Source organism: Tibeticola sp., assembly GCF_022759015.1.
Classification (GTDB): Bacteria; Pseudomonadota; Gammaproteobacteria; order Burkholderiales; family Burkholderiaceae_C; genus Tibeticola; species Tibeticola sediminis.
Genome location: NZ_JAEMQB010000183.1, coordinates 1 through 23180 on the forward strand (window position 1 = coordinate 1; position 23180 = coordinate 23180).

24 protein-coding genes and 1 tRNA gene are annotated in these 23180 nt (G+C 63.4%); 3 read left to right on the top strand and 22 right to left on the bottom strand.

Going from position 1 to position 23180, the window contains the following annotated elements; genetic code table 11:
- The first annotated feature begins 31 nt into the window (after positions 1 to 31).
- A complete protein-coding gene (locus JHC36_RS11470; RefSeq protein WP_287919282.1) occupies positions 32 to 658 on the top strand; it encodes a GNAT family N-acetyltransferase in 627 nt (208 codons plus the stop codon).
- A 1-nt stretch (position 659) separates the two neighbouring features.
- Positions 660 to 1847, top strand: coding sequence for a vWA domain-containing protein (locus tag JHC36_RS11475; protein WP_287919284.1), 1188 nt, complete (start codon positions 660 to 662; stop codon positions 1845 to 1847).
- Between the two features lie 84 nt (positions 1848 to 1931).
- On the opposite strand, the gene JHC36_RS11480 is transcribed toward JHC36_RS11475, so the two are convergent.
- Positions 1932 to 2477 carry a hemerythrin domain-containing protein gene (locus JHC36_RS11480; RefSeq protein WP_287919286.1) on the bottom strand — a complete coding sequence of 182 codons (546 nt, stop codon included), beginning with the start codon at positions 2475 to 2477 and terminating at the stop codon, positions 1932 to 1934.
- Between the two features lie 142 nt (positions 2478 to 2619).
- Between JHC36_RS11480 and JHC36_RS11485 the strand changes: the two genes are divergently transcribed.
- Positions 2620 to 2694 (top strand) — tRNA-Arg (locus JHC36_RS11485).
- Between the two features lie 64 nt (positions 2695 to 2758).
- Here the strand turns inward: JHC36_RS11485 and soxB are convergent.
- The 21 genes from soxB to JHC36_RS11590 form a co-directional block, all read right to left on the bottom strand.
- A complete protein-coding gene (gene soxB, locus JHC36_RS11490) occupies positions 2759 to 4498 on the bottom strand; it encodes a thiosulfohydrolase SoxB (RefSeq protein ID WP_287919288.1) in 1740 nt (579 codons plus the stop codon).
- 64 nt (positions 4499 to 4562) lie between these two features.
- Positions 4563 to 5225, bottom strand: coding sequence for a sulfur oxidation c-type cytochrome SoxX (gene soxX / locus JHC36_RS11495; protein WP_287919290.1), 663 nt, complete (start codon positions 5223 to 5225; stop codon positions 4563 to 4565).
- Positions 5226 to 5242: 17 nt separating this feature from the next.
- Positions 5243 to 6043, bottom strand: coding sequence for a sulfur oxidation c-type cytochrome SoxA (gene soxA / locus JHC36_RS11500; protein WP_287919292.1), 801 nt, complete (start codon positions 6041 to 6043; stop codon positions 5243 to 5245).
- Between the two features lie 65 nt (positions 6044 to 6108).
- The gene (soxZ, locus tag JHC36_RS11505) at positions 6109 to 6420 is read right to left on the bottom strand and encodes a thiosulfate oxidation carrier complex protein SoxZ (protein WP_211330953.1); all 312 of its coding nucleotides are present in this window, start codon (positions 6418 to 6420) and stop codon (positions 6109 to 6111) included.
- Positions 6421 to 6477: 57 nt separating this feature from the next.
- Positions 6478 to 6933, bottom strand: a complete 456-nt coding sequence (gene soxY / locus JHC36_RS11510) for a thiosulfate oxidation carrier protein SoxY (protein WP_287919313.1) — start codon at positions 6931 to 6933, stop codon at positions 6478 to 6480.
- A gap of 85 nt (positions 6934 to 7018) precedes the next feature.
- Positions 7019 to 8098, bottom strand: a complete 1080-nt coding sequence (locus JHC36_RS11515; RefSeq protein ID WP_287919316.1) for a c-type cytochrome — start codon at positions 8096 to 8098, stop codon at positions 7019 to 7021.
- Complete coding sequence (gene soxC, locus JHC36_RS11520; protein WP_124222664.1) at positions 8082 to 9368, bottom strand: sulfite dehydrogenase; 1287 nt, start codon at positions 9366 to 9368, stop codon at positions 8082 to 8084. Before soxC ends, JHC36_RS11515 begins: the two co-directional genes overlap by 17 nt.
- A 136-nt stretch (positions 9369 to 9504) precedes the next feature.
- Positions 9505 to 9822 carry an ArsR/SmtB family transcription factor gene (locus JHC36_RS11525; RefSeq protein ID WP_124222225.1) on the bottom strand — a complete coding sequence of 106 codons (318 nt, stop codon included), beginning with the start codon at positions 9820 to 9822 and terminating at the stop codon, positions 9505 to 9507.
- 129 nt (positions 9823 to 9951) lie between these two features.
- Positions 9952 to 11232 carry an OmpP1/FadL family transporter gene (locus JHC36_RS11530; RefSeq protein WP_287919321.1) on the bottom strand — a complete coding sequence of 427 codons (1281 nt, stop codon included), beginning with the start codon at positions 11230 to 11232 and terminating at the stop codon, positions 9952 to 9954.
- A 54-nt stretch (positions 11233 to 11286) separates the two neighbouring features.
- The gene (locus JHC36_RS11535) at positions 11287 to 11862 is read right to left on the bottom strand and encodes a DUF302 domain-containing protein (protein ID WP_124222227.1); all 576 of its coding nucleotides are present in this window, start codon (positions 11860 to 11862) and stop codon (positions 11287 to 11289) included.
- Between the two features lie 162 nt (positions 11863 to 12024).
- On the bottom strand, positions 12025 to 12345 hold the full coding sequence (locus JHC36_RS11540) for a hypothetical protein (RefSeq protein WP_124222229.1): 321 nt from the start codon (positions 12343 to 12345) through the stop codon (positions 12025 to 12027).
- A 363-nt stretch (positions 12346 to 12708) separates the two neighbouring features.
- Entirely contained in the window at positions 12709 to 13746 is a 1038-nt protein-coding gene (gene fba / locus JHC36_RS11545; protein WP_124222231.1) for a class II fructose-bisphosphate aldolase, read from the bottom strand.
- Between the two features lie 81 nt (positions 13747 to 13827).
- The gene (locus tag JHC36_RS11550) at positions 13828 to 15027 is read right to left on the bottom strand and encodes a phosphoglycerate kinase (RefSeq protein ID WP_287919339.1); all 1200 of its coding nucleotides are present in this window, start codon (positions 15025 to 15027) and stop codon (positions 13828 to 13830) included.
- 21 nt (positions 15028 to 15048) lie between these two features.
- A complete protein-coding gene (gap, locus tag JHC36_RS11555) occupies positions 15049 to 16059 on the bottom strand; it encodes a type I glyceraldehyde-3-phosphate dehydrogenase (RefSeq protein ID WP_124222235.1) in 1011 nt (336 codons plus the stop codon).
- A gap of 28 nt (positions 16060 to 16087) precedes the next feature.
- On the bottom strand, positions 16088 to 16795 hold the full coding sequence (locus JHC36_RS11560; RefSeq protein WP_287919343.1) for an HAD family hydrolase: 708 nt from the start codon (positions 16793 to 16795) through the stop codon (positions 16088 to 16090).
- Between the two features lie 17 nt (positions 16796 to 16812).
- Positions 16813 to 18906 (bottom strand): transketolase, encoded by a 2094-nt coding sequence (tkt, locus tag JHC36_RS11565; RefSeq protein WP_124222237.1) that lies wholly within the window; start codon positions 18904 to 18906, stop codon positions 16813 to 16815.
- A 20-nt stretch (positions 18907 to 18926) separates the two neighbouring features.
- Entirely contained in the window at positions 18927 to 19808 is an 882-nt protein-coding gene (locus JHC36_RS11570; protein WP_287919347.1) for a phosphoribulokinase, read from the bottom strand.
- Positions 19809 to 19837: 29 nt separating this feature from the next.
- A complete protein-coding gene (locus tag JHC36_RS11575) occupies positions 19838 to 20416 on the bottom strand; it encodes a rhodanese-like domain-containing protein (RefSeq protein ID WP_287919349.1) in 579 nt (192 codons plus the stop codon).
- A gap of 33 nt (positions 20417 to 20449) precedes the next feature.
- A complete protein-coding gene (locus JHC36_RS11580) occupies positions 20450 to 21544 on the bottom strand; it encodes a class 1 fructose-bisphosphatase (protein ID WP_287919352.1) in 1095 nt (364 codons plus the stop codon).
- A gap of 35 nt (positions 21545 to 21579) precedes the next feature.
- The gene (gene rpe, locus JHC36_RS11585) at positions 21580 to 22272 is read right to left on the bottom strand and encodes a ribulose-phosphate 3-epimerase (RefSeq protein ID WP_287919355.1); all 693 of its coding nucleotides are present in this window, start codon (positions 22270 to 22272) and stop codon (positions 21580 to 21582) included.
- Between the two features lie 42 nt (positions 22273 to 22314).
- Positions 22315 to 23046, bottom strand: a complete 732-nt coding sequence (locus tag JHC36_RS11590; protein ID WP_287919357.1) for an HAD-IA family hydrolase — start codon at positions 23044 to 23046, stop codon at positions 22315 to 22317.
- Between the last annotated feature and the right edge of the window lie 134 nt (positions 23047 to 23180).

Genomic DNA, 23180 nt, shown 5'->3' on the forward strand with positions numbered 1-23180 from the left:
AGAAACTCGTGTTCATGAACCAGAGGAACCGATGAGCGAGGGCACGAAGCGCTGGGTCGAGCCGGTGGTGCTGTGCGACCGCGGCATCCGCCTCGAGCCGCTCGAGCGGGCGCACGAAGCGGGTTTGCGCGCGGCCGCGGCCGACGGCGCGCTGTGGAACTTGCGCGTCACCTCGGTGCCTGAGCCCGAGCAAACCGCTGCCTACATCGAAACCGCCCTCGCCCAGCGCGCCGAAGGCAGCCGCCTCGCCTTAGCGGTGGTGGACGAGGCCAGCGGCCAGGTGCTCGGCAGCACGAGTTACCACGACATCCTGCCGGCCGTGAAGCGGCTGGAAATCGGCTGGACCTGGTACGCGCAGCGGGTGCAGCGCACCCATGTCAACACGGTCTGCAAGCTGATGCTGATGCAGCACGCCTTCGAAACGCTGGGCGCGCGCATCGTCGGCTGGCGCACCGACAACTTCAACTTCGCCTCGCAGCGCGCCATCGAGCGCCTGGGCGCGAAGAAGGACGGCGTGATCCGCGGCCAGGCCCTGCGGCGCGACGGCACCATCCGCGACACCGTCATGTACAGCCTGAGCGCGTTCGAATGGCCCGAATCGCGCGCCCAGCTGCTCGACCGGCTGCGCCGCCACGACGCCGCTGCCCGGGAGTCCTGACATGCTCATCGACTTCTTCTACACCTTGCGTGCCGCCAAGCTGCCCGTCTCGGTCAAGGAATTCTTGACCCTGCTCGAGGCCTTGCAGGCCGACGTGGTCGGCCCGCGCACCGAGGACGCCTGCAGCCTCGACGACTTTTATTACCTCGCGCGTGCCACGCTCGTCAAAGACGAGAAGCACTACGACAAGTTCGACCGTGCGTTCGCCGCCTACTTCAAGGGCGTCGAGCTGCTCACCGACTTCACCAAGGAGATCCCGCAGGACTGGCTGCGCAAGCTACTCGAGCGCGAACTCTCGCCCGAGGAGAAGGCCGCCATCGAGAAAATGGGCTGGGACGAGCTCATGGAGACGCTCAAAAAACGGCTCGAAGAGCAGAAAGAGCGGCACGAAGGCGGCAACAAGTGGATCGGCACCGGCGGCACCAGCCCCTTCGGCCACGGCGGCTACAACCCGCAAGGCATCCGCATCGGCGGCAAGGGCGGCAACAAGAGCGCGGTCAAGGTCTGGGACCAGCGCGCCTACCGGGACTACGACGACACGCAGGAGCTCGGCACCCGCAACATCAAGGTCGCCTTGCGCCGCCTGCGCAAGTTCGCCCGCGAAGGCCATGAGCTCGAGCTCGACCTGCCCGACACCATCCGGGCCACCGCGGCGAACGCGGGTTATCTCGACCTCAAGATGATCCCCGAGCGGCACAACAACGTCAAAGTGCTGCTGCTCATGGATGTCGGCGGCACGATGGACGAGCACATCGCGCGCGTCGAGGAACTGTTTTCCGCCGTCAAGAGCGAGTTCAAGCACCTCGAGTTCTATTACTTCCACAACTGCGTCTACGACTTCCTGTGGAAGAACAACCGCCGGCGCTTCGCGGAAAAGTTCCCCACCTGGGACATCATCCGCAAATACAACAAGGACTACAAACTCATCTTCGTCGGCGACGCGACGATGAGCCCTTATGAAATCCTGCAACCTGGCGGCAGCGTTGAATACAACAACGAAGAAGCCGGCGCCGAGTGGCTGCAGCGGCTCACCCACGCCTTCCCCAAATTCGCCTGGATCAATCCCGAACCGCAAGGCGTCTGGGAATACCGCCAAAGCATCTCCATCATCCAGCAGCTCATGGGCAACCGCATGTACCCGCTGACCCTCAAAGGACTGGAAGAGGCCATGCGGCTGCTGAGCAAATGAACCCTGCCTTGGGGCAACGCTGAACAAGTCCCTCGGGCGCCATCGCAGGAACTGATTCAGCGTTGCCTCGGCTCGGAGCGGCATTCAGCCGCGCCGGCGGTCTTGCATCTCCGCCCCCATGCGGGCCAACTCTGCGTCCGAAAACAGCGGCTTTGCCGCCGGATAGGCCGCTTGCTCTTCGAGCGCGACATGCGCGCGGTTCATCGCAATGAATGCAGCGGCATCGGCTCGGGCATCGGCGTCCAAGGGTGCTGGCGTCGGCGCGTGCACCCAGTCCTCGAGCCGCGCGCGCAGACGCGGCCATGCTTCGTTGAACCGGCGGTGCTCGGCCTGCAATTGCTGCACCACCTCGCGCAAACGCGCATCTCCCAGGGCCAGCAAGGCGGGGAACACATGACGTTCCTCGTCCTCATGATGCTGCGGAGCCGCACGGTCGAAATAGCGCAGCACGTCCTTCGCCGCCGAACGCGAGGCCGCATCATGCCCATGAGCGTCGATGTGTGCCACCAAACGCTCGAGCAGATCGAGCGAGCGCAACACCCGCTCGTGACAGGCCTCGAGCATGTCGAAGGGCGCATCGAAACCCGCGACGGGCGCGGCAAATCCCGGAAACGAAATCGTCGTATTCATGTTGAAGAGCCTTCCCAAAGCGGACGGGCGCGGCCGCAATCACCCGAGACGCGCCGCAAGGAAGAGCATAGGCCCCAAGCCCGCCCACTACAATCGCAACACCCTGCCGCGCGTAGGGGATGCATCGACATCCGACCCTCGGGCCGCCGTAGTTCAATGGATAGAACGGGGACCTCCTAAGTCTCAGATACAGGTTCGATTCCTGTCGGGGGCACCAGCAAAAAAAAGCCGCCAGAGGGTCTGGCGGCTTTTTGGGGCAACTGGCGCAACGCCGGCTGCGATCAGATGGCAGCGTATCCCGGATTGGGGAGCACGTCGCCGACCAGTTTGGGGGTATTGAGTTTGCGCGGCGCCACCTTGCCGCCGCGGGCCTTGAGCCAGGTCTCGACGACTTCCCAAACCTGCGGGTTGCCCTGGTTTTTCGCCTCTTCGGCCACCGGTGCCCATCCGGCGACCTTGTATTTCTTGTTGGCCTCGATCGGCTTGCCATTGAGGCGCATGTCATCGATGCGCTTGCCCATGCCGGCCGTCGGGTTGCAGCTGTAGGTCAAGCCGCCGACGCGCACCATGTCACCCCCCTGTTGGTAGTAAGGGTCGGGGTTGAACAGGTTGTCGCACACGTCTTCGAGCACCGTCTTGATCGTCTCGCCGGTCATTTCGGTGATCGTGGCATACGAATACGTCGTCGCCGTCATGTCGAGCAGCCACTCACGCGTGATCGGCTGCCCGGGCAGCAGCGTCGTGCCCCAGCGGAAGCCCGGCGAGAATGCGATCTCGGCGCCCTGAACGTCCATCAACGCGTCGACCAGCAGCTGGTCGCCGGTGCCGTTGAAGTTGCCGCGACGGTAGAGCAGGCCCTCGGTGATGGCCAGCTGCTCGCTGAGCTTGCTCTCGTACGGCGCGCGGATCTTGGTGATGAGCGCATCCATCTCCTTGTCCGCCGGCAGCATGTTGGCGAACACCGGCAGCAGCTTATAGCGGTAATCCACCACCTTGCCGCCCTTGACGTCGAAGTCCAGCACACCGAGGAACTTGCCGTTCGAGCCGGCGTTGGTGACGAGCGTCTTGCCGCCCTTGTTGCTGACGATGGACGCCACCGGCATGCCATCGTGCGTGTGGCCACCCATGATGGCGTCGATACCGCTCACACGGCTGGCCATCTTCAGGTCCACATCCATGCCGTTGTGGCTGATGACGACGACCACCTGCGCACCCTTGGCGCGGGCCTCATCGACCATCTTCTGCATGTTCTCGTCTTGGATCCCGAAGGCCCAGTCGGCCACCATGTAGCGCGGGTTGGCGATCGGCGTGTAGGGGAAGGCCTGGCCAATGATGGCGCACGGAACCCCGTTGATTTCGCGGATCACATAGGGTTTGAAGACTGGGTCACCAAAATCATTGGTCTTGACGTTCTGCGCCACGAAATCGACCTTGCCGGCAAAGTCTTTCTCGACGATCTCCTTGACACGCTCCATGCCCAGGGTGAATTCCCAGTGGCCGGTCATCACATCGACCCCCAGCAGCTTGCACGCATCGACCATGTCCTGGCCATTCGTCCAGAGCGCAGTCCCCGAACCCTGCCAGGTATCACCGCCGTCGAGCAGTAAGGCGCCGGGTCGGCTCGCCTTCATCCGCTTGACCAGCGTGGCGAGGTGCGCAAACCCACCCACCTTGCCGTAGCGCTTGGCGGCTTTCTCGAAATCGAGGTAGGTCAGCGCGTGGGCCTCGGCCGTGCCCGGGCGCACCTTGGCCACCTTCAGCAAATGCTCGCCGACGAGGTGGGGCAGGTTGCCCTTCATCGAACCAATGCCGAGGTTGATGTGCGGTTCACGGAAATAAATCGGCTTGAGCTGCGCGTGGCAGTCGGTCATGTGCAGAAAGGACACATTCCCGAAACGGGGAATGTCGTACAAACCCTGAGACGCCGTCGCGGCGTCCGCTTCGGCCCAGCGGCCCAAGCCCATGCCCGCCACGGCGCCCGCGCCGAGCACCTGGAAAAATTCGCGTTTCGTCAGATTCATGATTCAGCAAAGATGAGTGGATTCGTCGAAGAAAAACCCGGCGGAGCCGGGCTTTCCAGGGGGCTCACTGGTTGACCGGAGATTTCGGATCCAGTAACAGCGCCATAACGTGGCGGATCTGGTCCTCGGTCAGGATGCCCTTATGGCCGGCACGCGGCATGTTGGAACACGCGTTATACGCCTTGGAGTTGTAGATCTTGCCCCAGGTGTATTCGACGATGGCCTTCGCCGCAGGGCTGTTCGGGTCGGTCACGCCACGAAGCTTGCCGTAGTTCCACAGGCTCGGACCGATCGTGCCGTAGGAAATTTCTTTCTTGTCGATCTGGTGGCAGTTGTAGCAGTTGCCGCCGTTGACCACATTGGCGTCATCGCTCCAGGTCAGGCCGCGACCACTTTGGGCGATTTTTTCGCCCTCTTTCCAATCCCCCAGGAATTTCCCGTCCTTGGGCCATTGGATGGTCTTGAAGTTGACCGCCTCCAAGCGCTTGGCGGTGGCTTCGTCGAGCGGCTTGCCCGCAACGTCGGCTGCGCTGCACAGCCGCAGGGTTTCGTCGATCTCTTGCAGGATCGAAGCCTTCACGATGCCCTTGTCGTGAAAGTCTTTTTTCACGATTTGAGCGGTCAGGGCGTCATAGTCCGGCGTCGCCCCAGGCCCGCCCGCACAACCGACAAGGGCAGCGACCGCGACCGACGCGCCCACGAGCGCGAACAGATGTTTCGTCTTCATGCTGGATGTCTCCCGTATCAGCGTTTGATGGCCGGAACCGCGGACTTCGCGCCATTGGCGTTGACGCCGAGGTACACGCTCAGGGCGATCGTGGCGTCGCCAGCATAGTCGGGCTCAGGGAATCGCTGCTGGCGATAGCAGTCGTTCAGGCGATGCTGCATGCTCCACATCTGTCCGTTGGACACCCGATACGCCGGCCATGCGGCAAAGCCCACGCCGTCGCCCGGGTTCTTCGTGAGATTGGGCAAGTCCTGCAGGCGAATGCGCCAACCGTCACCCCCGTGGCATGTAGCGCAAGAAAAATCATGAGGGCCCGCCCTCATGAAGAAGAGGCGCTTGCCCACTTCGTACGCCGTCTTTTCTTCGGGACGGGTCTGCGGAACGTTGAACCGCATGCCTTTGGACTCCGCACCAATCCAGGTCACCAGCGCCGTGATGTTGGCCTTCTCGCCTTTCCCAAACGGCGTCTTGGCAATCTCGGCGGCGTTGAAACCCTGCAAGGTTTCCATGCAGGTCAACAGCCGGGACTCCAAATCCTGAACCCGCTTCGTGTCGTGGAAATACCGAGGCAGCTCGACAAAAGCGCCTTTGACGACGCCCGGGCCCTTGCCCAGGTCACACTGTTCCAGGGATGCATTCTTCGGACCCCGCTTGGTTTTCCAAAGATCCTCACCCTTGGCCTCGAACAGATCGGCAGGGTTGCCGTCCTGCAACATGGCCCGATATTCCTCGATCGAGTCGACCGCCGACTTTTGGGCCCATGCGACCGAACCCGCCAGGGCAGCCAGCATCGCGATGGGCACAACGTTTCGCTTCATATGGAGACCTCGTCCAAAAAAGGAAAAGGGGTGAGGCGAGCCCCACCCCGTGACGACTGCTGGGTTTAGGAAACCGTTGCTTCGTCGGTGCGGCTTTCGCCCTTGTTGTCCTTCCAGGTCACGGCAATCTTGTCACCGGCCTTCGCGCCCTTGACGAAGAACTGCAGGAACGGGTTCTTCGAGACGGACGGTCCCCATTCGGCCGTCATGATCGTGTTGCCGTTGAGCTTGGCTTCGACTTCCTGGATGAAGTGCGCGGGCACGAGCTTGCCTGCGGCATCTTTGCGCTGACCGGACTCCATCTCGTGGCTCATGAGCACACGGACGGTGGCTTTGTCGCCGGACACTTGAGCGCGAATACGCATCGGATCTGCCATGATGATTCTCCTGATTCAAAAATTCTGAAGGTATTTGGACTGGGTGTGCCCGGCCGATCAGCCGCCGCAACCGCCGAGCGTGACCTTGACTTCTTTCTTGGCGTACAAGGCCTTGCCGTCGTTCATGATGGCCACGGCGTACACGTCCGAAGACTGACCCATCTTGGCGCGGGTCGAGAAGTTGGGTTCGACGGCGTCGGACACGTTGAACAGGGCCACCAGGGCAGCGGGGTTCTTCTCGACCAAGATCAGAACCTGCTTGACGCCCGGCAGCGAGCAGCTCGCACCCAGGGGCACCACGGCGCCGTTTTCAGCAATGTCCGGACCGGTGATGGTGACGTCTTTGCTTTCGGTCGGCGCATTGCCGCCCACGGCCTTGACGACATCGGCGAGCGACTTGGCTTCGAACGCGGCCTTGTTGTAGGCATAGGCGAACTGGGGGAACATACCCGTCGACGCCAGCAGACCGGCAACGAGGGCGCTTTGCTTGAGGGCTTCGCGGCGAGTTTTCATGAGGAATCTCCTGTGGTGAATGAAATGTAATGGTGCATGGGCGGGTACGCCGCCCGGTATTACCCTGACTGCTTGATTCGCCGCCTTACTTGGCAGCGCCCGCCACGAGCCAGGCCGCGATGGTCTTGGCGTCGGCGTCGCTGAGCGTCTGGGGCGGCATTGGCACCGCACCCCACACACCCGACCCGCCGGATTTGATCTTACCGACAAGGTAGTCCACCTTGCCCGCATGTTTTTTCGCGACATCGGTGAAGGCCGGCCCAACGATCTTGTTGTTGATACCGTGGCAGGCGGTGCAGCCGTTCTTGGACAACAGTTCCGTCGGCGCCTTCGGGCCTGCGTTGGCTTGTGCGGGGGCTGGCCCGACAGCCGGTGTCGCCGAGGCCCCTTCCCCGAGGCTCTTGGGCGCGGGTTTGGTCGTGTCCTCACCCCGCACCGGACCGATGATGCGGTTTTGCTCGGCCAGGTTGCCGTGGGCATTGCGTGCGAAGTCCGGCAGGAACGAGGCGACCTTGGGCTCTGGCGCGCAATCCTTCATGCAGGCGACGTTGTGCGTGTCGGGCGTCTTGGTGCCGCCAAACTCGTTGCCAGGCCACAGGTGGTGCTTGGTCGTCATGCCGTTGCGGTTGGGCATGCGCTGCTGCACCTCGGCAATGTTCTTGTCCGACAAAGTGAAGTTGTCGGGCACGATGCCGTTCAAGTTCAGCAGGAAGGCGACGACCGAATACACCTCATCGGGCGACAAGGACTTGGGTTGGGTCCAGGGCATCGCCCGGTGGATGTAATCCCAGATCGTCGACAAGGTCGCAACCTTCATGAAGGTCGTGCGGCCAGCCGTCGGGTCCTTGAGCTTGGCAACCCGCCCGGTCTTGATGTCGTCCGGCGTGATGCCGCCCACAAGCGGGCTGAACACTTCGTTGGAATCACCGAAGGTACCGTGGCAGCTCGCACATTTGGTTTCCCAAACATCCTGACCTTTGGCGACCGTGCCGGAGCCCGGAGGCAGACCCTTGAAGTCGGGTCGAACATCGATATCCCAGGCAGCGACTTCCTTCGGCGTCGCGGTGCGGCCGACGCCCGGAAACTTCTCAGCGGCCTGGGCGGGGATCAGGCCCGCGAGGGCGAGCAGGGCCGCCGACAATGCGGCTTTACGAAAGCTGGACATTCTTGACCTCTCCGTTTTCCTGGACGAGCCACGACTGGATCGCGTTGTTGTGGTAGATCGAGCGCGTGCCGCGCACCGCCCGAAGTTGCTTGTAGGTCGGCTGGACGAAACCCGTCTCGTCCATGGCGCGGCTTTGCAAGATGGCGGGTTTGCCGTCCCAGACCCAATCGATGTTGAAGCGGGTCAGCGCCTTGGAGTGCACCGGGCCTTCGAGACGCGCCGTGCGCCAATTGCGGCCGCCGTCGACCGACACATCCACGCGCTTGATCTTGCCGAAGCCCGACCATGCCAGGCCCGTGATGTTGTAGAAGCCCTTGTCGAGCAGCACCTGCCCACCGGAGGGCGTGGTGATGACGCTCTTGGCCTCTTGCAAGTTGCTGTACTGGCGATGCAGCCCGTCCGGCATGAGATCGATGTAGTGGACGGCCTCGTCTTTGGTGGCGTAGGGCTTGTCGCCGAGTTCGATGCGGCGCAGGTACTTGACCCAGCTCACACCCTGCACGCCCGGGACGACCAAGCGCAACGGGTAGCCGTTTTCAGGACGCAGCATCTCGCCGTTTTGGCCGTAGGCCACGAGCACCTCACCCGACAGAATGAGGCTCATCGGGATCGTCCGCGTCATCGAAGAGCCGTCCGCGCCTTCAGCCAGCACGAACTTGCCGTTCTTGAGATCGGCCCCTGCCATTTCGAGCAGCGTGATCAGCGGCACGCCGGTGAATTCACTGCAAGACAACATCCCGTGGGTGTATTGCACGGTGGGGACCGCGACGTTGCCCCACTCGGCCGCCGTGTTCGCACCGCACTCGATGAAGTGGAAGCGCGACACGGAGGGCAGACGCATGATCTCGTCCATGGTCAGCACCATCGGCCGCTTGACCATGCCGTTGATCATCAAGCGGTGCTTCGAGGGGTCGATGTCCCACCAACCCTGGTGGTGGCGCTCGAAGTGCAAACCGCTCGGCGTCACGATGCCGAACAGGGACTGCAGCGGCGCGAACGAAACCGAGGCTTGGGTCGTCTGCGTCAGGCCCGGGCTGATGCGGCGCTTGACGTGGGCCTCGTACTTGGAGGGCATGCCGTAGCTGCCCTCAGGGTTGACCCCCTGACCCAGCCCGGTGCTGTGCTCCGGAAGGTTGAGGATGTTGGGGTCACCGCCCTCGGTCGGGACGGGGTTGCCTTGCGCCAGGGCGGCAGGCACCGCGGCTCCGGCCGCAGCAGCCGCGAAAGCCGTGCGAATGAAGTCGCGCCGGCCGCGCTTGGCCTCTTCCATGACGGTCCGAATGCCGTCTTGGCTCAGGAAGTTTTCCGGTGCCTTACGCACCCTTCCCGAGTTGATGTTTTCGTGGTTCACACAATCTCCTTCCGTGCATTTCTGCGTTCAAGAGCCCCAGGGACGCGGGCCCACCTCATGCCGAATCGCTCATGTCGATCGCCACCTGGGTGCACACCGCGCGGCACACGAGCCCGGCAGATTCGTCCGCGATGCGATAGAAAATCTGCGAGCCTTGGCGCCGCCGGGCCAGCACCCCGGCGCGATACAGCATGTTGAGGTGTTGGGACATGTTGGACTGGGCCGTTTCAATGGATTCGAGCAATTGGCTCACGTTTTTTTCGGCGTTGCACAACTCGCTGATGATGCGCAGGCGGATCGGCGTGGACAGCAGACCAAAAAGTTCCGCCGCCCGCTCGAAAACCGCCTGACGCTGATCCGCTTCATCTTGCATGGCATCCGAAAGTTTAAATATGAGCCTATGCGAATATAACGGATCTATGACGGCGCGATACTAGGGTTTACACCCCCTCGCGACCGATCGGAGCAAGGTTGAAAGATCCGACCTTGCCCCGATCGTGGATCAGAACTTCCAGCCGACCTGCACGCCGAACGAGTTTTGGTGCATGCGGATGGTTTCCAGGATGGGTGGCGCGCCTGCCGGCATCATGCTGTTGAACATCGATGCACCGGTGACTTTGTTTTCCTTCGCGTGGGCATAGGCAAAGGTCAGATCCATCGTCGGCGTGAGCGCGTAGGTTGCGCCCAGCGTGTAGTGGGTGGTGATGACGCCCGGGGCGATGATGTTGAAGCTCACGTCACGCGCCTGGATCGGGTTGTCGCTCTTGTTGATGCCAGCGCGCAGAGTCAAGCCCGCCATGGCTTCCCATTGAACGCCCAGCTTCCAGACGTTGATGCTCTTCCAGCCAAAGCCCGGGCCATCGGAAGAACCGATCGGCGCCATGTTGGTGCTGGGGTTGCTGATGGAGCGCACGCCGCCGTAGTTGATGCGCTGATAATCGAGTGCCACCAGGGCCTTGGGTGTGACGCGGAAGGTGCCGCCGATGGTGTAGTTCTCGGGGATGTCGAAGCTGCCGCTGCCGGCGAACAGGCCAGCGTACTTGTCGAACTTGCTCATGCTGATCTTGGGCGAATAGGTCGCGCCCAGCGTGAACTGGTCGCCGAACTTGCCCAGATAGCCCAGGCGCAGACCCACGCCGTTGCTATGCGCGTAGCCGTTGTTGGTGAGCTTGGTCGGGTCCTGGCTCATGGGGCTGAAGGCCTGGAGGCCAAACGCCTTGAACTGCTGGAAAACGAGCAACGGGGACACGCCGACCGAGTGCGTGTCGTTGATTTTGTAGGCGACGGTCGGAGCGACGATCAATTGCATCAGGTCGACACCCAGTTGCCCATTGCCGCACAAGACGTTGGCCGGGCCCATGCCGCAGTTGATTTGCCCACCTTTGTAGTCAGTGTTCATGCCGCCGTTGCCGTAGACGGTGACGTTGACGCCGATGCGGTCGTTCACTTGCTTGTTGTAGCCAAACTCAGGCACCAGGAAGGTGTTGCTGCCACTGTCGACGTTGGCATTGAGCGACGCGGCCGGGCCGGTGCGCTCAATGCCGCGGCTGGGCTTGAACACGTCCAGGCCCGCCTCGATGCGGTTGCCCGTCGTCGCGGCAGCCGCGGGGTTGTTGATGCCGGCAAAGGCGTCTTCGCTCATGCCGACGGCGGCGCCGCCCATGCCTTTGGCCTTGAGACCAAAGCCGTGCGGGAAGTAGCCGTCGGTGGCATGGGCCGACAGGAAAGGGCTGCCCACGAGGGTCAGAACAGCCAGGGCACGTACGTGTTTGCGGTTTTTCAAAGGGATCCTCCTCGGTTGGATGCAATGTGCTTTTCAAGCGCGCTTGGAAGCGCTTCAAACTTCACCCTTGGACGCGCGCTCCATCATTTCCCAGATGGTGTCGCGCACGGCCATGGCGTGCTCCTTGAGCGGCGAAGGGAGCTTGCGACCCATCTTCACCATCATGTCCATGTTGAGCGTGTAGAGCCACAGGCTGCCATCGTCATGCTCGACGACGCTGATGCGGCAGGGCAGATAGGCGGCCATGTGCGGGCTGAAATCGACCATCTCGCGCGCGGTGCTCGGAGTGCAGAAGGAATAGACCTTGAGGAATTTCTCCTTCTTGCCCGAGCGAGCTTCGAGCTCCTTGGACAGCGGCAGATCGCCCACACCCTTCATGTTCCGCTCGGAGGCGATCTGCACGAAGATCTGCTCGATGTCGTTGATGGTGACGCCAGGCTTGACCTTGCGCTCCCAGGTGGTGGCGACCGCAATGTCACCGTTGCCTTCGATCCAACGGTCCCACATACGGCTGGCCTCGGCGCCGGCGCCGTCCTCCAGCTTGCCGATGGTGGAAAGGGTGCCGCAGCCGCTCAACAGCGCGGCGCCAGCAAGCACAGCCACATGGGCCAGGCGGGTCAAAGATTTCATGAACGAGTACTCCAAAGCAAGGGATGACGGAAACACGACCCGAGCGGCGCAGCGACGCGGGTCGCCTACCACATTCCTGTCGAGTGTGTCCATGATGCCCCGCAATGGCTTCGGGGCGTATTGGTATCTTCCCTATACCCCGGAGGGTACGTCGTCGATGGCTTACTTGAAACGGTAGTGGTCGCGGTTGAGCACCGCGGCAACGGCGCTGACTTCCTCGGGGAACAAGCCCAGGTTGAGCTCGGTATTGCACTGCTCGACCATCCCCCGCAACAGACCCGGCGTGTTCACCCGACCTTGCGGCCGGTAGATCGCCGAACCGTCGCCCCCCACCTTGCGGATGTGGCATTCGCTGCAGCGATGGGCCGCGATCAGTTTCTCGCCCAGCTGGAGATCGGCGTCCTGAAAGATCGATGGCGTCGCGGCGGCTCCGCTCGCCAGGGCGATCAAGGCGGCGCCGACCGTGCCTCTGTGATTCGCCATGTTCGTCTCCTCGTCGGGTCGTTGATGAGCCCACAGTCTTGCAGAAATAAAAAAAACCCGCCACAGAAACCTGCGGCGGGTGCAAAGAAAGCGGCGAGTACCAATCGCGCTTCCCGTTCCACGAATCGGTTCGGTTACCCGTTCCGACCCTGGAGACCATGAACCTGGCCCGTCGACGCAACGACGGCGGGCTCTGAATCACTAAATCAGCAACTGCTGAATTATGGACGATTATCCCTGCGGAGCTTCCATCTTGGATCGGTGTTTTCCCGAGGCGGAGAGACGCAGCCGTGAACCCGTCCCCGATCCATGCGCGAGCCGACCCTGGCTGCACCCGATCACGGGAACGGACTCCGTATTGCCTCAGGCGTAACGCGCAGCAATGACCTCGAGCGAGATCGGCTTGATGCGTGAGGCGTTGCCCGCGCAGCCGAAGGCCTCGAAGCGCTGCTTGCAGATGCCTTTGGCCGCTTTGCGCGCGGCTTCCAGCGCCTTGCGGGGGTCGAATTCCGACGGCTTCTCAAAGAACACCTGCCGCATGGCCCCGGTCATGGCGAGACGGATGTCGGTGTCGATGTTGACTTTGCGCACGCCGCTTTGGATGCCGCGCACGATTTCCTCGACCGGCACGCCATAGGTTTCCTTGATGTCGCCGCCGTACTTGCGGATGATTTCGAGCCACTCCTGCGGCACGCTCGACGAGCCGTGCATGACGAGGTGGGTATTCGGAATCGCCGCGTGGATCTGCGCGATGCGATCGATGGCGAGGATGTCGCCGGTGGGCGGACGCGTGAATTTGTAAGCACCGTGGCTCGTGCCGATCGCGATCGCCAGAGCATCCACGCCGGTTTTGGCCACGAAGTCCTTGGCTTGCACGGGGTCGGTGAGCATCTGGTCGTGGCTCAACTTGCCTTCTGCGCCGACGCCATCCTCTTCACCCGCGTCGCCGGTTTCGAGCGAGCCCAGGCAGCCCAGTTCGCCCTCGACCGAGACGCCCACGGCGTGGGCCATTTCACAGACCTTGGCGGTCACCTCGACGTTGTACTCGTAGCTCGAAGGGGTCTTGGCGTCTTCGCGCAACGAGCCGTCCATCATGACGCTGGTGAAACCCGAGCGGATGGACTGCTGGCAGACCTTGGGCGTTGCGCCATGGTCCTGGTGCAGCACGATCGGGATGTCCGGGTACATCTCGGCCGCGGCCAGCACCATGTGGCGCAGGAAGGGCTCGCCCGCGTACTTGCGCGCGCCGGCCGAGGCTTGCAGGATCACCGGGCTGTCGGTTTCCTGGGCCGCCTCCATGATGGCCTGGATCTGCTCCAGGTTGTTGACGTTGAAGGCGGGCACGCCATAGCCGCGCTCGGCGGCATGGTCGAGCAGTTGGCGTAGGGAAATCAGGGCCATGAGACTCTCCGTAGGGTTTTGAGGTCAAAAATCCGAATGAAAACCGCCGAATCCCGGCGTCAATCGGTCACTTGTTGCTACTTATTTAGAAGCGCGCTGCAGCAGGATCTCGATCGCCGGCAGGGTCTTGCCTTCGAGCATTTCGAGGAATGCCCCGCCACCGGTCGAGATGTAGCCGATCTGCTTTTCGATGCCGTATTTGGCGATCGCCGCGAGCGTGTCGCCCCCGCCGGCGATCGAGAAGGCCTTGGACTCGGCAATCGCATGCGCAATGGCCTTGGTGCCTTGCTCGAAGGGCGCGAACTCGAACACGCCGACCGGGCCGTTCCAGACGATGGTGCCGGCCGATTTGAGCTGGGCTGCCAAGCGGGCGGCGGTTTCAGGGCCGATGTCGAGAATCATGTCGGCGGCCTCAACCTCGCTGGCCTTCTTGACCGTGGCCTTGGCGTCGGCCTTGAACTCTTGGGCGACCACCACGTCGGTCGGAATCGGTACCTCGGCGCCGCGTGCCGCCATGGCGTCGATCACGGCCCGGGCCTCGGGCACGAGGTCGGGCTCGGCCAGACTCTTGCCGATCGGCAGGCCCGCGGCGAGCATGAAGGTGTTGGCAATGCCGCCACCGACGATGAGCTGGTCGACCTTCTCGGACAAGGACTTCAGGATGGTGAGCTTGGTGCTGACCTTGGAGCCCGCGACGATGGCCACCAGGGGCCGATCGGGGTGCGCGAGCGCCTTGGTGATCGCGTCGATCTCAGCCGCGAGCAACGGGCCCGCACAGGCCACGGGCGCGTACTTGGCGATACCGTGGGTCGTGGCTTCCGCGCGGTGCGCGGTGCCGAAGGCGTCGTTGACGTAGATGTCGCAGAGCGCCGCCATCTTGCGGGCCAGCGCATCGTCGTTCTTTTTCTCACCCGGGTTGACGCGGCAGTTCTCGAGCAAAACCACCTCCCCGGGCGCAACGGTAAAGCCGCCGTCGACCCAGTTTTGGATCAGCGGCACCTCGCGACCGAGCAACTCACCCAGGCGCTTGGCCACCGGGGCGAGGCTGTCCTCGGGGCGCAGTACGCCCTCGGTCGGGCGACCGAGGTGGCTCGTCACCATGACCGCGCCACCCGCGTCGAGGGCCATGCGGATGCAGGGCACGCTCGCGCGGATGCGCGTGTCTTCGGTGATGGCGCCCGTCTCATCCTGCGGCACGTTGAGGTCGGCGCGGATGAACACCCGCTTGCCGCGCACGTCGCCGCGGGCACACAAATCGGCAAAACGCAAAGGTCCAGTCATGGTTGCGGCTCCTCGGATGACTCAGGCGCGACCCACGTGCTGTGCAAAGCGCAGCATGTTGCAGGTGTAGCCGTATTCGTTGTCGTACCAAGCAACGACCTTCACGAAGGTGCCATCGAGCGCGATGCCGGCTTCGCTGTCGAAGATCGAAGGCAAGGGGCAGCCGCGGAAATCGGTCGAGACGACCTTTTCGTCGGTGTAGCCCAGCACGCCTTTGAGCGGGCCGCTGGTGCTTGCGTCCTTCATGGCGGCGCAAATGTCGGCATAGCTCGTGCTCTTGGCCAGTTCGACCGTCAGGTCCACCACCGAGACATCCGAAGTGGGCACGCGGAACGCCATACCGGTGAGCTTCTTGTTGAGCTCAGGAATCACCTTGCCGACAGCCTTGGCGGCGCCCGTGGAGGAAGGAATGATGTTCTCGAGAATGCCGCGGCCACCGCGCCAGTCTTTGCTCGAGGGGCCGTCGACCGTCTTTTGCGTGGCGGTGGCGGCGTGCACCGTGCTCATGAGACCGCGCACGATGCCAAAGCGGTCGTTGAGCACTTTGGCGACGGGCGCCAGGCAGTTCGTGGTGCAGGATGCGGCCGAGACGATCGCCTGGCCGGCGTAGGTCTGGTGGTTCACGCCATAGACGAACATCGGCGTGTCGTCCTTGGACGGCGCGGATTGCACAACCTTCTTCGCGCCAGCGGCGAGGTGCTTCTGGCAGCTTTCTTCGGTGAGGAAAAGGCCGGTGGATTCGATCACCAGGTCGGCGCCCACGGCACCCCAGGCGAGGGCAGCCGGGTCTTTCTCGGCGGTCAGGCGGATGCGGCGGCCGTTGACGACGAGGTCCTTGCCGTCGACGGCGATGTCACCCTTGAACGGGCCATGCACGCTGTCGTATTTGAGCATGTAGGCCAGGTACTCGGGCTCGAGCAGGTCGTTGATCGCGACGACTTCGAGATCCGAAAACTCGGCTTCTTTCGCGATGGCGCGAAAGACCATGCGACCGATGCGACCGAATCCGTTGATACCAATTTTGAGTGCCATGGTGGTTTCCTTCAGTGGAGACAAAAAATCAGACCCATGCCGGCTGAGCCAGCGTCGAGAGCAAGGCGCGGAAATCGTCGATCACGCGGTCCGGGCCGCAGGCTTCGATCGGCTGGCCCATGTTGTAGCCGTAAGGCAACAGCCAAATCGCAACGCCTGCCTGGCGCGCCGTGGCCGCATCGATCGAAGAATCTCCGACGAACAGCGTGCGCTCAGCCGGCACCGACCACTGCGCCATGCAGCTGTGCACGGCGGCGGGGTTGGGTTTTTTCACCGGCAGCGTGTCGCCGCTGATGACGCGGTCGAACAAGGGCGTGAGCGCGTGCGCGTCGAGCACGGTTTGGGTGTAGCGGCCTTCCTTGTTCGTGACGACCGCGAGCTTCACGCCATGCGCGCGCAGCGCTTCGAGCACTTCGCGCACGTGCGGATAGAGATGGCTGCGGGTGCCGCAGCGGCGCTGGTAGTGCTTGGCGAACTCCGCCTCGATGAGCTTGAACGCGTCCGAATGGCGCACCGCCTCCGGCGACGTTTGTCCGCGGTCGGCCAAGGCCTGGATGAGCAGTTCGCGCGTGCCGTGACCGATCCAGTCGTTGACCTGCTGCTGGGTCACGGGCTCGAGATCGAATTGAAGCAGTGTGTCGTTGACCGCATCAAAAATTTCGGGCGCCGTCTCGACGAGCGTGCCGTCGAGATCGAACAGCATGAGGTCGTAACGACGCAAGGGGGCTTGGGGCACGGCGAGCTCTCAGAGGCTTAGTTGGTGGAAGGGATGATCTGCTCGGGCAGCGGCTGCTCTTTACGGTGGGCCGCCCGATGCACCAGCGTGCGCACGGCTTCGCAAATGCGCTCGGCGGTGAGGCCGAAATGCGCGTAAAGCTCAGGCGCTGGCGCCGACTCGCCAAAAGTCGTCATCCCGATCACGATGCCGGCACGGCCGACATACTTGCGCCAGAGATCGGGCTGCGCCGCTTCGATCGCCACCATCGGCAGTTCACGCGGCAAAACCATTTCCTGGTACGCCTCGGGCTGGCGGTCGAATACGTCGGTGCAGGGCATGGAAACCACGCGGGTTTCGATGCCAGCGGCCTTGAGCTGCTCATGCGCGGCCACGGCGATCGAGGTTTCCGAGCCGGTGCCGATGATGATCGCCTGAGGATGGGGGGTGTCGATGAGCACATAACCGCCGCGGCGGATCTGCTCGACCTGCTCGAGCCGCGTGAGGCGCGGCAGGTTCTGGCGCGACAGGCACAGGGCGCTCGGGCCATCGCGACGCTCGATCGCGCTCGCCCAAGCCACCGTGGTTTCGAGCGCATCGGCCGGACGCCACACATCGAGCCCCGGAATCAGCCGCAGCGAGGGCACATGCTCCACCGGCTGATGCGTCGGGCCGTCTTCGCCCAGCCCGATCGAGTCGTGCGTCAGCACATGCACGACGCGCTGCTTCATCAACGCGGCCATGCGGATGGCATTGCGGCTGTAGTCCGAGAACGTCAGGAAGGTGCCGCCGTACGGTAGGTAACCGCCGTGCAAGGCGATGCCGTTCATGATGGCCGCCATACCGAACTCGCGCACACCGTAGGAGAGGTGGTTGCCCCAGGTGTCGCGGCCCGCCTTGACACAGCCCTTGAAGTTCGTGAGGTTCGAGCCCGTGAGGTCGGCGCTGCCGCCGAAGAACTCAGGGATCAGCGGCGCGAGGAGGTCGAGCGCGTTTTGGCTCGCCTTGCGCGTGGCCACGGCGTCCGCCCGAGCCGCGACCGTCTCGAACACCGAAGCCAGACGGTCCCGGTAGTCGGTGCTCAAAATGCCCGCCATGCGGCGCTGGAATTCGGCGGCTTCGAGCGGGTACTGCGCGCGGTAGGCTTCGAAACGCTCTTGCCAAGCGGCTTCGGCGGCACGGCCGCGTTCGCGCGCATCCCAGGCCTTGCGGATGGGTTCGGGAATCTCGAACGGCGGCGCGGTCCAGCCCAGCGCCTCGCGCGTTGCGGCCACCTCGGCAGCCCCCAGCGCTGCGCCATGCACATCATGGGTGCCGGCCTTGTTCGGCGAGCCCATGCCGATCACGGTCTTGCAGCAAATCAGGGTTGGCTTGCCATCCGGGCGCACCGCTTGCGCCCGCGCCGCTTCGATGGCCGCATCGACCGCCGCCGGGTCATGCCCGTCGACGTTGCGGATGACGTTCCAGCCATAGGCCTCGAAACGCTTGGGCGTGTCGTCGGTGAACCAGCCTTCGACATGGCCGTCGATGGAAATGCCGTTGTCGTCGTAGAGCGCAATCAGCTTGGACAAGCGCAGCGTGCCCGCGAGCGAACAGACCTCATGGCTGATGCCTTCCATCATGCAGCCGTCGCCCAGGAAGACGTAGGTGTAGTGGTCGACGATGTCGTAGCGCACCCCTTCTTCTTCGCGGTTGAACTCCATCGCCAGCAGTTTTTCCGCCAAGGCCATGCCGACCGCGTTCGCAATCCCCTGCCCCAGCGGGCCGGTCGTCGTCTCGACACCGGGCGTCACACCAACTTCCGGATGGCCCGGCGTCTTGCTGTGCAGTTGCCGGAAGCGCTGGATCTCTTCCATCGGCAGGTCGTAGCCGGTCAGGTGCAACAGCGCATAGATCAGCATCGAGCCATGGCCGTTGGACAGCACGAAGCGGTCACGGTCGGGCCAGTGCGGGTTGGCCGGGTTGTGTTTCAGATGACGGTTCCAGAGCACCTCGGCAATGTCGGCCATGCCCATCGGGGCGCCGGGGTGGCCGGACTTGGCTTTTTCAACGGCATCGACGGCAAGCATGCGGATGGCGTTGGCCATCTGGCGCGCCAATTCGGGGCTGGGGGCGGGACGCGGCAAGGTCATGGATCGGTTCTCCTCGAGAGTCAGGCGGCCAGCGCGCGCTTGCGTCGCTCCATCATGCGCCAGACGAAGGGGGTAAAGATGAGTTGCATGGAAAGCTCCATTTTCCCACCAGGCACGACGATGGTATTGGCGCGGCTCATGAAGCTGCCGTCGATCATGCTGAGCAAGTAAGGGAAGTCGATGCCCTTGGGCTTGGCGAAGCGGATCACGACCATGCTCTCGTCGGGCGTGGGGATGTCGCGCGCAATGAAGGGGTTCGAGGTGTCGACCAGCGGCACGCGCTGGAAGTTGACGTGCGTGTGCTGGAACTGCGGGCAGATGTAGTTCACATAGTCGGGCATGCGGCGCAGGATGGTGTCCGTCACCGCTTCGGTGCTGTAGCCACGTTGCTTTTTGTCCCGGTAGAGCTTCTGGATCCACTCGAGGTTGATGACCGGAACGACGCCGATGAGCAGATCGGGGTACTGCGCCACGTTCACCTCCGGCGTGACGACGGCGCCGTGCAGGCCTTCGTAGTAAAGCAGGTCCGTATCCGCCGGCACATCTTCCCAGGGCGTGAAGGTGCCCGGCTCCTGGCGGTACGGCGCGGCTTCTTCAGCGTCGTGCAGGTACTTGCGCCGCTTGCCGGTGCCGGTCTCGGCGTAGGTGCGAAACAAGGCCTCGAGCTTGTCGAGTTCGTTTGCCTCGGGGCCGAAATGGCTGAAATGTTTGTTGCCCGCGGCCTCGGCTTCAGCCGCCTTGACTTTCATCTCCTTGCGGTCATAGCGGTGGAAGCTGTCGCCTTCGATGATGGCGGCCTTGACGCCCTCGCGCCGGAAAATGTTTTCGAAGGTGCGGGTCACCGAGGTGGTTCCGGCACCGCTCGAGCCGGTGATGGCGATGATGGGATGACGTTCAGACATGGGAGGTCCTCAAAGATGGATGCGCAGATTCAGAATTCGTCCTTGATCGACGGGAAACCCAGGGCGTCCCAGTCGAGCATGCCGCCGCGGTAGTAGTAAATCCGCTCTGCGGGGAAGCCTTCGCGGGTCATGGCCTTGATGGCAATCGGGCTTTGCGGACACACCGGGCCGTTGCAGAAGGCGTACACCTTCTTGGCCTTGTCGCAGTTCCACTTGTCACCCGCCTTGCTGCAACCCAGTTCACCCATGCGGGCAACCACCTCGGTGTAGGGGATGCCGATGGAGCCGGGGATGGTGCCCTTGACCCGGTCGTTGCTGTCGCGCATGTCGACCACCAGCGCCTCGGGATCGTTCAGCGCGTGAAGGATCTCGATCTCGCCGACTGGGTGCACACCGGCCACCGGCACCACTTCCTGCAGGGAGCCGCCATTCTTGGCGCAGGCGGTCATCTTGCGGGTGATCACCAGCGGCCCATTCTTGGTTTTGACCGTGAACTCCTTCTGGTCACCGATGATGTTGAGCGGTGTTCCGACCGGGACGAATGCGGCCTGGGCGTAGGCGCCGCAGCCGACGACGAGACCGAGCACGAGAGAAACCAATGACTTCATGGCGATTCCTGGCAATAGTGGCTCAAAAGCGGATCAATCGCGAAACAGCGAGCGCTCGGCAAACAAGGGGTTGTCGTCCTTGAAGGCGACCGGTTCGCGGTGGTAGCGCTCGATGCGTTCGACTTCGTTCTTGCTGCCGAACACCAGGCCGATGCGCTGGTGCAGCGAGGTGGGCTGCACGCTCAAGATCGGCTCGCGGCCGGTGCTGGCGCGGCCACCGGCCTGTTCCATGACCATGCCGATCGGGTTGGCCTCGTACAGCAGGCGCAGCCGGCCGGGCTTGGACGGGTCCTTGGTGTCGCGCGGGTACATGAACACGCCGCCGCGCATGAGGATGCGGTGCGCCTCGGCCACCATGGAGGCGATCCAACGCATATTGAAGTCCTTGCCGCGCGGCCCGGTCTTGCCGGCGAGGCATTCGTCGACATAACGCTTGACCGGCGGCTCCCAGAAGCGCGCATTCGACGCGTTGATCGCGAACTCATGCGTGTCCTCGGGCACATGCATGTTCGGGTGGGTGAGCATGAATTCGCCGAGGTTGGGATCGAGCGTGAAGCCCGCCACGCCATTGCCCACGGTGAGAATCAACATGGTCGTGGGGCCATAGAGCGCATAGCCCGCCGCCATCTGCTTCGTGCCGGGCTGCAGGAAATCGGCCTCGACCACGTCGCGCCCGCTGTCGATCACGTCCTGCGGCGCGCGCAGCACCGAGAAAATGCTGCCGACCGACACGTTGACGTCGATGTTCGACGAGCCGTCGAGCGGATCGAACACCAGCAGGTATTTGCCGCGCGGGTATTGCTTGGGGATTTGATAGGGCTCATCCATTTCCTCGGACGCCATGCCCGCGAGCTGGCCGCCCCACTCGTTGAGGCGGGTGAAATACTGGTTGCTGATGACGTCGAGCTTTTTTTGCGTTTCGCCCTGCACATTGATGCTGCCGCCCGCTTCGCCGTTGTGGTTGCCCAGCACGCCGCCGAGTTCCCCAAAGGCCACGGCTCGCGCGATCGCCTTGCACGCCAAGGCGACGTCGAGGATGAGCGCGTTGAAGTCACCGCTGGCGCCGGGGAAGCGGCGGCGTTCTTCGATCAGGTACTGGGTGAGCGTGAAGCGGCGGGACAAAGGCATGGCAGATCCAGTGCAGGGTGAGGGAAAACAGAGTTTCAGCGCGCCGCGGCCGCGTCGCGCAGGGCTTGCATGACGGTGCGATAGCCGCCATCGGGGTCGGGAGCACCAAAGACGGCGCTGCCCGCGACGCAGGTGTCGGCGCCGGCCGCGACGATGCGCGCGATGTTGTCCACCTTGACGCCGCCGTCGACTTCGAGCCAGATCGGTTGGCCACCGGCGGCCATGTGGGCGTCGATGCGCGCACGCGCCGCGGCGAGCTTGGGCAGCGTCGATTCGATGAACTTCTGTCCGCCAAAGCCCGGGTTGACACTCATGAGCAGCACCATGTCGAGCTTGTCCATGACGTGGTCGAGCCAGTCGAGCGGCGTGGCCGGGTTGAACACCAGGCCAGCCTTGCAGCCGTGGTCGCGGATCAGCGCGAGCGTGCGGTCGACATGGCGGCTTGCCTCGGGGTGGAAGGTGATGATGTTCGCGCCGGCCTTGGCGAACATGGGCACGAGCGCATCGACCGGCTCGACCATCAGGTGCACGTCGATGCCGATCTTCACGTGCGGGCGGATCGCCTCGCACACCAAGGGGCCGATGGTGAGGTTCGGAACGTAATGGTTGTCCATCACGTCGAAGTGCACGAGGTCGGCGCCGGCGGCTTCGATGGCGCGCACCTCTTCACCCAAGCGGGCGAAGTCGGCGGACAGGATGGACGGGGCGATGCGCAGGGTTTGGGTCATGGTGGGCTCGTTCTCAGACGGATGAAGGGTGCGTTCGACCACTCAGGATGCCGGGGCGTCGGCTTTCCAGGCCCGCAGGTGCGCGACGCCGACCCCCTCGAGGCTCGGCAGCACCCGCAGCGCCCCCGTGAAATCGTGGTGGGCCGTGAACGCGTTGGGGGTCACGATGGTATCGAGCCCCGCCGCCCGCGCGGCCTTGAGACCGTTGCCCGAGTCTTCGAACGCCAGGCAAGCTTCGGCCGGCAGCCCCAAGCCTTCGAGGGTCTGCAGATACACCTGCGGATGCGGCTTCTTCTTCGGCGCGGTCGAGGCGTCTTCGACGACCTGGAAAAAACTGCGCCAGTCCGGCCCGATCGCCCCGCGCAACAGCGCAGCGATGTTGACCGGCGAGGTGGTCGTGGCGATCGCCAGTGCCAAGCCTTCGTTGTACGCGGCCTCGATGAGCTTGAGCGCGCCCGGGCGCAGCGCGACGGCGCCTTCCTGCACGGCCCGCTCGTAGGCGGCGGTCTTCAGTTCGTGGATGTGCGCGATCGTCTCGTCGAGCGCCATGCCGTCGAGCGGCTTGACATCAGGGTGGACCTGGCGCCAGTAATGCGCGATGCGCTCCTTGCCGCCCGAAACCTCGAGCAACTCGGTGTAGAGCGCTTCGTCCCAGTGCCAATCGAGCCCGAGTTCGGCAAACGCCTGGTTGAAGGCGGCACGGTGCACACTTTCGGTGTCGGCGAGCGTGCCGTCGACGTCGAAAATCAATGCCTGCAGCGGTTGCGTCGTCATGTGGGGCTCCTGAAACGAAGGGCGACCATCGATCCGCCGTCGCCGATTGACCCTAAAAATGCAGGTCAGGCGGCTGCGGAGATTTGACTGTAGATGCGCTGATCCATAAACTCAAATCACGTTTTTTGAATTTT

Excerpts from the sequence above, each read along its gene's own strand:
- JHC36_RS11470 (WP_287919282.1), top strand. The coding sequence starts at position 32 with ATGAGCGAGGGCACGAAGCGCTGGGTCGAGCCGGTGGTGCTGTGCGAC.
- JHC36_RS11525 (WP_124222225.1), bottom strand. The coding sequence starts at position 9,822 with ATGCAAGATGAAGCGGATCAGCGTCAGGCGGTTTTCGAGCGGGCGGCG.
- gap (WP_124222235.1), bottom strand. The coding sequence starts at position 16,059 with ATGGCACTCAAAATTGGTATCAACGGATTCGGTCGCATCGGTCGCATG.
- soxB (WP_287919288.1), bottom strand. The coding sequence starts at position 4,498 with ATGAATCTGACGAAACGCGAATTTTTCCAGGTGCTCGGCGCGGGCGCC.
- soxX (WP_287919290.1), bottom strand. The coding sequence starts at position 5,225 with ATGAAGACGAAACATCTGTTCGCGCTCGTGGGCGCGTCGGTCGCGGTC.
- soxY (WP_287919313.1), bottom strand. The coding sequence starts at position 6,933 with ATGAAAACTCGCCGCGAAGCCCTCAAGCAAAGCGCCCTCGTTGCCGGT.
- JHC36_RS11515 (WP_287919316.1), bottom strand. The coding sequence starts at position 8,098 with ATGTCCAGCTTTCGTAAAGCCGCATTGTCGGCGGCCCTGCTCGCCCTC.
- rpe (WP_287919355.1), bottom strand. The coding sequence starts at position 22,272 with ATGACCCAAACCCTGCGCATCGCCCCGTCCATCCTGTCCGCCGACTTC.
- JHC36_RS11475 (WP_287919284.1), top strand. The coding sequence starts at position 660 with ATGCTCATCGACTTCTTCTACACCTTGCGTGCCGCCAAGCTGCCCGTC.
- JHC36_RS11540 (WP_124222229.1), bottom strand. The coding sequence starts at position 12,345 with ATGGCGAATCACAGAGGCACGGTCGGCGCCGCCTTGATCGCCCTGGCG.
- tkt (WP_124222237.1), bottom strand. The coding sequence starts at position 18,906 with ATGACCTTGCCGCGTCCCGCCCCCAGCCCCGAATTGGCGCGCCAGATG.
- JHC36_RS11550 (WP_287919339.1), bottom strand. The coding sequence starts at position 15,027 with ATGACTGGACCTTTGCGTTTTGCCGATTTGTGTGCCCGCGGCGACGTG.
- JHC36_RS11535 (WP_124222227.1), bottom strand. The coding sequence starts at position 11,862 with ATGAAATCTTTGACCCGCCTGGCCCATGTGGCTGTGCTTGCTGGCGCC.
- JHC36_RS11590 (WP_287919357.1), bottom strand. The coding sequence starts at position 23,046 with ATGACGACGCAACCGCTGCAGGCATTGATTTTCGACGTCGACGGCACG.
- soxZ (WP_211330953.1), bottom strand. The coding sequence starts at position 6,420 with ATGGCAGATCCGATGCGTATTCGCGCTCAAGTGTCCGGCGACAAAGCC.
- soxA (WP_287919292.1), bottom strand. The coding sequence starts at position 6,043 with ATGAAGCGAAACGTTGTGCCCATCGCGATGCTGGCTGCCCTGGCGGGT.
- JHC36_RS11575 (WP_287919349.1), bottom strand. The coding sequence starts at position 20,416 with ATGAAGTCATTGGTTTCTCTCGTGCTCGGTCTCGTCGTCGGCTGCGGC.
- fba (WP_124222231.1), bottom strand. The coding sequence starts at position 13,746 with ATGGCCCTGATTTCCCTACGCCAACTGCTCGACCATGCCGCCGAGCGC.
- JHC36_RS11570 (WP_287919347.1), bottom strand. The coding sequence starts at position 19,808 with ATGTCTGAACGTCATCCCATCATCGCCATCACCGGCTCGAGCGGTGCC.
- soxC (WP_124222664.1), bottom strand. The coding sequence starts at position 9,368 with ATGGAAGAGGCCAAGCGCGGCCGGCGCGACTTCATTCGCACGGCTTTC.
- JHC36_RS11480 (WP_287919286.1), bottom strand. The coding sequence starts at position 2,477 with ATGAATACGACGATTTCGTTTCCGGGATTTGCCGCGCCCGTCGCGGGT.
- JHC36_RS11580 (WP_287919352.1), bottom strand. The coding sequence starts at position 21,544 with ATGCCTTTGTCCCGCCGCTTCACGCTCACCCAGTACCTGATCGAAGAA.